Genomic DNA, 6,766 nt, shown 5'->3' on the forward strand with positions numbered 1-6,766 from the left:
TAATAAAGCCAACAAATAGCGTTTCAGTTTGTAATTGCTTTACTTCACCAATCCCTAGTCGAATTGGAAATTGATGACCATTTTTATGTTTTGCCCACACATCGCGATTAACACCAATCACACGCTTTACTTCATGGTTTGTGGTGTTTTTTAAAAAAGCATCGTGTTGATTAGCAATATCATCAGCCATCAATATTTTTACATTTAGGCCAATGACCTCATTATCTTTCCAGCCAAAAATCGTTTCTGCGGCCTTATTAAAGCTTAAAATGGTACCTTTAATATTGATAGTGACAATGCCATCAATGGCGGTTGATAAGATAGCATCAAGACGAGACTCTTCAGCAGATTTTTTCCCTAATAGCATTCTGTAGCGGATCATGCCATTGATGATCACAACCACCGCTGTTAATAAAAGCGTGGCAAACGACACACTAATAGCGATAAAGGTTAAGTGCGATTTGTTTGCTCGTTAATTATCGGAGTGGTTGCAATAAATCGCGCAGCGGCCATGCCCATATAGTGCATGCCAGCCACGGCAAACCCCAGAATAAGCGCACAAATAATACGATTATGCACCGGCGTTAATTTTTTAAAGTGTGCAGGTAAATGAAAACGTACATAGAGGCTGATGAAAGACAGCAGCACTGCCACAACAATTGAAGCGCTAAACCATATTGGATCATAACGAAGTAACGGACTTAATTGCATTGCGGCCATACCACTGTAATGCATGGTGCCAACACCCGCGCCAAATAAAAGTGAGCTTAGAATTAAATTGATAATACGAGGGTGGGTGCTATATGTTTTCAAACAAGAAAAAGCAATGGTACACGCCAGTAAAGCCGGTATAAACGACACAAAAGTGAGTGTGGGATCGTATTTAATTGTAGTGCACAAAGAAAACGCGAGCATAGCAATAAAATGCATGCTCCATACCCCCCCAGCAAGCACTAAAGCTGCAGTTAAATTGGCTAGCTTACGATAAGACTTAAAGTGAGTATTATTTGCTAAATCGATAACGTGCAGGGAAAAGTAGGCTGCAAAAATTGCTGTGAGTATAGATAGTGTCACTAAACTTGGGTCGTATACACCATTAATAATTAGACTTGGATCTGGTTGGTTTATAAAAAAATTAGATAGCATCAATCATTCACATAATAACTCTTAAACCCAGTCTAATATAAACACAACAATAATCACAAGGTATTGAGCTCTAAGTTACAACAGTAACGTAAGTGTTTTAAGCTTTAAACTTACTATTTATTGAGCATTACTAAATGCATTGTTATTAAAATGGCATTTAGTAGGGATTATTTATAGATCAGCCGTTATGGTACAAGGTAAAATAAAGCCCAGTCTTTAATTATAACTAGGCAGCATTCATTGTTGGATTACACTTTAAAGCGAAGTAAACGAAGAAAAACAGTAGCGATCAAAGTCGCACAGCGAGAACTTACGGTGTATGCGCCCCATTTTGTAACGAAAACACAAATAAATGAATGGCTGTTGAGTAAACAGGGCTGGATTGATGCTCAGCTACATAAGCAACAAACTCAAGCCGATACACGACAGTTTCCACTCAAAACCCATAGCATTAAATTATTTAATGAAGCTGTAAATGTGCAATTTGAAAATGCAGCACGCACTCAATGGCAGCAGCACAATGAAAGCCAAACGCTGTTACTGAGTATTTCTTCACGTGTGAAGTATCGAACGCAAATGTATCAAGGTTTGCTAGAGCAGTTTTTGCATGAGAAGTTAGAAAGTTATATTGAAATGCGAGTAAACTACTATTGTCAGCTGATGGGTGAAAAGCTACCGAGTAATATTCGTATTCAATCGTATAAGCGTCGCTGGGGCAGTTGTAACCGCAGGCGTGAGCTTACCTTTAATTTACACCTTGCAGGCGCACCCACCTGGGTAATTGACTATGTAATTGTGCATGAGTTAGCGCATTTAAAGTATTTAAATCACAGTGCTCAATTTTGGCATCGTGTAGGATTATTTTATTCAGAATACAAAAAAGCAAGCGCTTGGCTAAATAAGCATGGCATGAGTTTACAATGGGTTTTTGAATAGTAAGAAAAATAAACGAGGTAAAGAAGAGAAGTGGTGGAGGGAGCTGGATTCGAACCAGCGAAGGCTGAGCCGTCAGATTTACAGTCTGATCCCTTTGGCCGCTCGGGAACCCCTCCACACTAATTTTTATTGCATTTGGCCCCACTTAACTTAGCCTAAGAAAAGTGGTGGAGGGAGCTGGATTCGAACCAGCGAAGGCTGAGCCGTCAGATTTACAGTCTGATCCCTTTGGCCGCTCGGGAACCCCTCCAATGCAACGCGGCAGATAATAGCAAACTTCTTATTTAAGTAAAGAAAAAAGCTAAAGAAAATTCAAATTTAGCCGATAAATACTTATTAATTAGTTAAATAGGCTAAAGTCTATGCAGGTTGGTGATTTGTTAATCACAGAGAGTCAATTAAAAACACGACTCAATAAAAGTGTGCATGAAAGCCGTCGGGGTGAATTTGCTCTTTTATTAGCAATGCTATCTCATGATGCGCTTGATTTTAGTGAGTTTCACTTACCTAAAATTGATTCAAGTGGTTATCAAGCCGATGAAGAGACCCTGCGCAAACAATTTGGTGCGGGTCCAAAGCAGCCATTAGCGCCTGAGAGTTTTAATATGTTAATTGGCAAAAATAACACGGAACTTTTAGCAAAAATGGGAAGCGCTGTAGGGATGAGTGATATAAAATTAACCCAGTGTTTAAAGCCTGAGCCGTTAAATATTCGAGATGATAAAAATCATATCCCGCTTAACGTAATTGATAACTGTGAACTAGCAGTCCGTCGGCGAATTAAAAACACTGATATGCCGCTCTCAAATGTGCAAATGGATGCCGCAGCATTTTATGATGATTTACAAAATGAAGCCCTCCACCAGCCACTACATTTGTTTAGTGCCTAATTAAATTACATTGAATGCTGTTTTTAAGCGCCATTAGATTGTAATAAACTGTGTTTATATTAGTAAGTAACGAGTGGTTTTACAGGTGCTTTATTTTAATAACTGATTTAATATAAAAAAAGCATCCAAAATTTAAATGCAATTGCTATAATGGCGCAAATGGTATGACATTGAATGCCATTATCATTAAACCAAGGTAATTAGGAACGTAATGAAGAAAACATTCACGCTGAATCATGAGAAAATCAAATACCCTCGTATGGTTGATGCTGCAAAGCATGAAGTGAAAAAATATTTGAAAAGAGAACGTAATAAAACTTTACCTGTTGATGCCGACTACTGGGCATTCGATTGTAAGTTTGGTAACACGGCTGAAGAAGCCCAAGTAGTTCACGTTGCTGAAATTAACAATCACATCAGTGAAATTGAAAAGCAAGGTTTAACCTCTTTTTACTTAGAGATTTTAGCAAGACCTGCGCAGCGTCAAGACTTCGATGAAGCTGATGACGAATAAAACGCTAAATTGCGTTTTGTGTAGTTTTTGAAAATGGGCCAAGTGGCCCATTTTTTGTGGTTTTTACTTATACACTATGACACTTTTTATACTTTTTATTACTTCCGCAAGGGCAAGTATCATTGCGTTTTACTTTAATATCGGCAACCGGTGTAATCTCACCATCAAGGTATCGCCACTGTTCATCTTCTTTAATAAACTTTGAATGCTCTGCCAACTCGCAATATAGATCTTGATAAAAGTAATGAGCTTTAAACTTTACAAACCCTGTATCTTCATCATAGCCAGAATCTAATACGGTTAAGTTTACAAAGCGGCAGCTAGTTGCAAAGTCTTTAATTTCTGATATTGAGTTTTCAGCTTGTTTTTCTTTTGCGTAACTGTCACGAACAAAAACTGCATTTTTAACAGCATAAGCACTGTAGCGAGCACGCATAAGTTGCTCTGGTGTTTGTGGCTGTTTGGTTTTTAAATGAAAAGGTTCACAGCAATCAGCATAAAGTTGCTGACTGCTACAAAAACATAGTAGGGCGTTAGAGGTCATAATAAATGTACTGTGTATTAAAACGCTAGTTTACCAAGCTTATTGCGTTAGTGAAATCTCAGCTTGAGCGCTTTTTTTGCTAAAGCAATATAGCTTAGTGCGTGTATGGCTCAGGTTTAATGATAACTGAGATAGCTGCTGATTATTTATTATGTCAGTCCAGGTGATCACCGCGGCAAAATTACCATTATGAAGTGCAGAGCTTAAAACATACTCTAAATTAACTAAGTGCTTTTGACGTATAACCAGTAATTTACTGGTATCAATTGAGCATGAATCAAGCAGCGCTTTGCTAGGCACATGGTCTGGTGCAATTAAAAGTGTCCATGCATTTAAACTATTGTATTGGTGTAATACTTTTAATAATTCAAACGTTGCTGAAATTTCATCTTCAATTTGAACAACGTTAACACAATCTGATTGGTCATCTTGTTGGTAGCTCTTAACTGTTCTTACGGTAATAGGCTGTAACATAATCGTCTCACTCACTGGGTTTTTATACAGTACATGCATACAGTAGTTTATACAGTTGTTTGGTGCAAGTGTTTTTTGCTATTTTTTGTACAGTTATTCAGCTGAGCATGAAAATTTAATTATTTAAAAACAAATAAGTTATATATAACAATTGATTAGGTATTTAGTGGGTGAGCGCTTTTGGTGTTAGTTTTTTAATCTACGACTAAGCTGAAATACAGGGGATATACAGTACTTTTAAAAAATTAAGCGTTGTTGCATTTAGCATATAAACGCTTAATTAATTTATAGATGAAATGAGTTACAAGGGAGTAAAATTATTTTTCGTGACTTATAGGGATCAAATGTGAAAATTGTAACTGATGAATTTGTTCATATAAGCTGGCAGCATAACATTGGGCGTCTTTAAGTCGTTTAGTGCTAATATGCTTACGTATATCGCTCATTGCTTCTATTGCTGGCTCATATCCTTGGCTACTAGCTAAGCTAAGCCACGCAGCCCCATGAAATACGCTTTGTGGTACGCCTTGCCCTTTAATAAAAAACAGCCCTAAGTAAAACTGTGCACGATAGTTTCCTGCCATTGCTGCTAAACGCATCCATTTTGCGGCTAAAGCGCCTTGTTCATTTTTAAGGTAATAAAGGGCTTTATTTAATGTGTCTTGATCGGTGCTTTTAGAGCTCGCAGGGAGGTTTGCATCGCTTGGTTGCGTTACAAAAGAAAGAATGTTGTCTAATTGTTGCTCTAAGTCTTGGCCACTTGGTGTCGTTTTGATCATGCTACTTCGTTTGTTATTTTAATCACTTAGCTAGTTTAGTATATAGCAAGGTAAAATGTCCTGTAAAAAGTTATTTTTATGCTAAAATCTCGCCACTTTTTACAACCACAAGTTTATTATGCTCGAAGCCTTATTTAAAATCCGTGCAAATGATTCTTCGGTTCGCCGTGAATGTATTGCCGGTATGACTACATTTATTACGATGGTTTATATCGTATTCGTTAACCCAGCTATGCTTGCAGAAGCCGGTATGGACCAAGGTGCCGCATTTGTTGCCACCTGTATTGCTGCTGCAATAGGGTGTTTTATTATGGGTTTGTGGGCCAATTATCCACTGGCATTGGCACCGGGTATGGGATTAAATGCATTTTTTACCTATGGCGTTGTGTTAGGTATGGGCTATAGCTGGCAAGCAGCGCTGGGCGCGGTATTTATGTCAGGCTGTATATTTTTAATATTAAGCTTATTTAAGGTGCGTGAATGGATTATTAATGCAATCCCTCTGGTACTTAAACAAGCAATAGCAACCGGTATTGGTGCATTCTTGGCACTTATCGCGCTTAAAAGTGCTGGTATTATTGTATCTAGCCCTGCAACACTTGTGCAGCTAGGTGATATAACGTCACCGGGTCCGTTATTAGCTATTTTTAGTTTTTTTGTTATTGCGGCATTACTTTATCGCGACTTTAAAAGTGGCGTGCTTATTAGTATTTTGCTTGTCACCGCGATTGCAGTGTCTATGGGATTAGTTGAATATCATGGTGTTGTTGCAATGCCACCTTCAATAATGCCGACGTTCATGCAACTTGATTTTAGTGCTGCTTTTGAACTGTCTATGCTAAGTGTTATTTTTGCGTTTTTATTTGTTGATTTATTTGATACCTCAGGGACGTTGGTAGCTGTTACTCAAAAAGCTGGACTAGCAGATAAAAACGGCAATATGCCGCGTTTAGGTCGTGCATTAAGCGCAGACAGCACTGCAACTATAGCCGGTGCAATGCTAGGTACTTCAACAACGACCTCATACATAGAGTCTGTAGCCGGGGTATCAGTGGGTGGTCGAACGGGTCTAACGGCTGTGGTTGTAGGTTGCTGCTTTTTATTGATGATGTTTTTTGCTCCTTTGGCACAAATGGTACCAGCTTACGCAACAGCAGGAGCAATCTTATACGTATCTGTTCTAATGCTACAAAACTTAAAATTTGTAAATTGGGATGATATGACCGATGCAATTCCAGTGAGTGTTGTACTATTAATGACACCGTTGACCTTCTCAATTGCACACGGTATTGCACTGGGCTTTATCTCTTACACCGCGGTTAAAGTGCTGTGTGGTAAAAAAGATCAGGTAAGTATTAGTGTCTGGATTTTAACTGCATTGTTTATTGTTAAGTTTGCATTTTTATCTTAATGCTTATGTTAAAAACGCGATTTAGTCTGGGTAAGTAAATTTATATCGTGACTAAATTTTAGCAATAAAAAA

The 6,766-nt window shown here is 38.1% G+C and carries 7 protein-coding genes, 2 tRNA genes and 1 pseudogene; 4 read left to right on the forward strand and 6 right to left on the reverse strand.

Annotated features, from left to right (window positions below):
* Positions 1–1,146, reverse strand: a pseudogene (locus P20439_RS19140) (MHYT domain-containing protein); the annotation flags it as partial.
* 243 nt (positions 1,147–1,389) lie between these two features.
* Between P20439_RS19140 and P20439_RS07810 the strand changes: the two are divergent.
* Positions 1,390–2,082, forward strand: coding sequence for a M48 family metallopeptidase (locus P20439_RS07810; RefSeq protein WP_008465881.1), 693 nt, complete (start codon positions 1,390–1,392; stop codon positions 2,080–2,082).
* A 31-nt stretch (positions 2,083–2,113) separates the two neighbouring features.
* Here the strand turns inward: P20439_RS07810 and P20439_RS07815 are convergent.
* Both P20439_RS07815 and P20439_RS07820 read right to left on the reverse strand, forming a co-directional pair.
* Positions 2,114–2,198: transfer RNA gene (locus P20439_RS07815), tRNA-Tyr, on the reverse strand.
* A 49-nt stretch (positions 2,199–2,247) separates the two neighbouring features.
* Positions 2,248–2,332: transfer RNA gene (locus tag P20439_RS07820), tRNA-Tyr, on the reverse strand.
* 112 nt (positions 2,333–2,444) lie between these two features.
* Here P20439_RS07820 and P20439_RS07825 point away from each other — a divergent pair.
* Both P20439_RS07825 and P20439_RS07830 read left to right on the forward strand, forming a co-directional pair.
* Positions 2,445–2,972, forward strand: coding sequence for a VC2046/SO_2500 family protein (locus P20439_RS07825; RefSeq protein WP_008465882.1), 528 nt, complete (start codon positions 2,445–2,447; stop codon positions 2,970–2,972).
* 211 nt (positions 2,973–3,183) lie between these two features.
* The gene (locus P20439_RS07830) at positions 3,184–3,486 is read left to right on the forward strand and encodes a DUF6172 family protein (RefSeq protein WP_008465885.1); all 303 of its coding nucleotides are present in this window, start codon (positions 3,184–3,186) and stop codon (positions 3,484–3,486) included.
* A gap of 67 nt (positions 3,487–3,553) precedes the next feature.
* On the opposite strand, the gene P20439_RS07835 is transcribed toward P20439_RS07830, so the two are convergent.
* The 3 genes from P20439_RS07835 to P20439_RS07845 all read right to left on the reverse strand — a co-directional run bounded on the left by P20439_RS07835 (position 3,554) and on the right by P20439_RS07845 (position 5,283).
* Positions 3,554–4,030 carry a YchJ family protein gene (locus tag P20439_RS07835; RefSeq protein WP_008465887.1) on the reverse strand — a complete coding sequence of 159 codons (477 nt, stop codon included), beginning with the start codon at positions 4,028–4,030 and terminating at the stop codon, positions 3,554–3,556.
* 39 nt (positions 4,031–4,069) lie between these two features.
* A complete protein-coding gene (locus P20439_RS07840; protein WP_008465889.1) occupies positions 4,070–4,504 on the reverse strand; it encodes a SulA-like leucine-rich domain-containing protein in 435 nt (144 codons plus the stop codon).
* Between the two features lie 317 nt (positions 4,505–4,821).
* Complete coding sequence (locus tag P20439_RS07845) at positions 4,822–5,283, reverse strand: tetratricopeptide repeat protein (RefSeq protein WP_008465891.1); 462 nt, start codon at positions 5,281–5,283, stop codon at positions 4,822–4,824.
* A 118-nt stretch (positions 5,284–5,401) separates the two neighbouring features.
* Between P20439_RS07845 and P20439_RS07850 the strand changes: the two genes are divergently transcribed.
* Positions 5,402–6,694, forward strand: coding sequence for an NCS2 family permease (locus tag P20439_RS07850; RefSeq protein ID WP_008465893.1), 1,293 nt, complete (start codon positions 5,402–5,404; stop codon positions 6,692–6,694).
* Positions 6,695–6,766: the final 72 nt, after the last annotated feature.

The sequence above is a fragment of the Pseudoalteromonas sp. BSi20439 genome, assembly GCF_000241165.1.
In the GTDB taxonomy this organism is placed as follows: domain Bacteria; phylum Pseudomonadota; class Gammaproteobacteria; order Enterobacterales; family Alteromonadaceae; genus Pseudoalteromonas.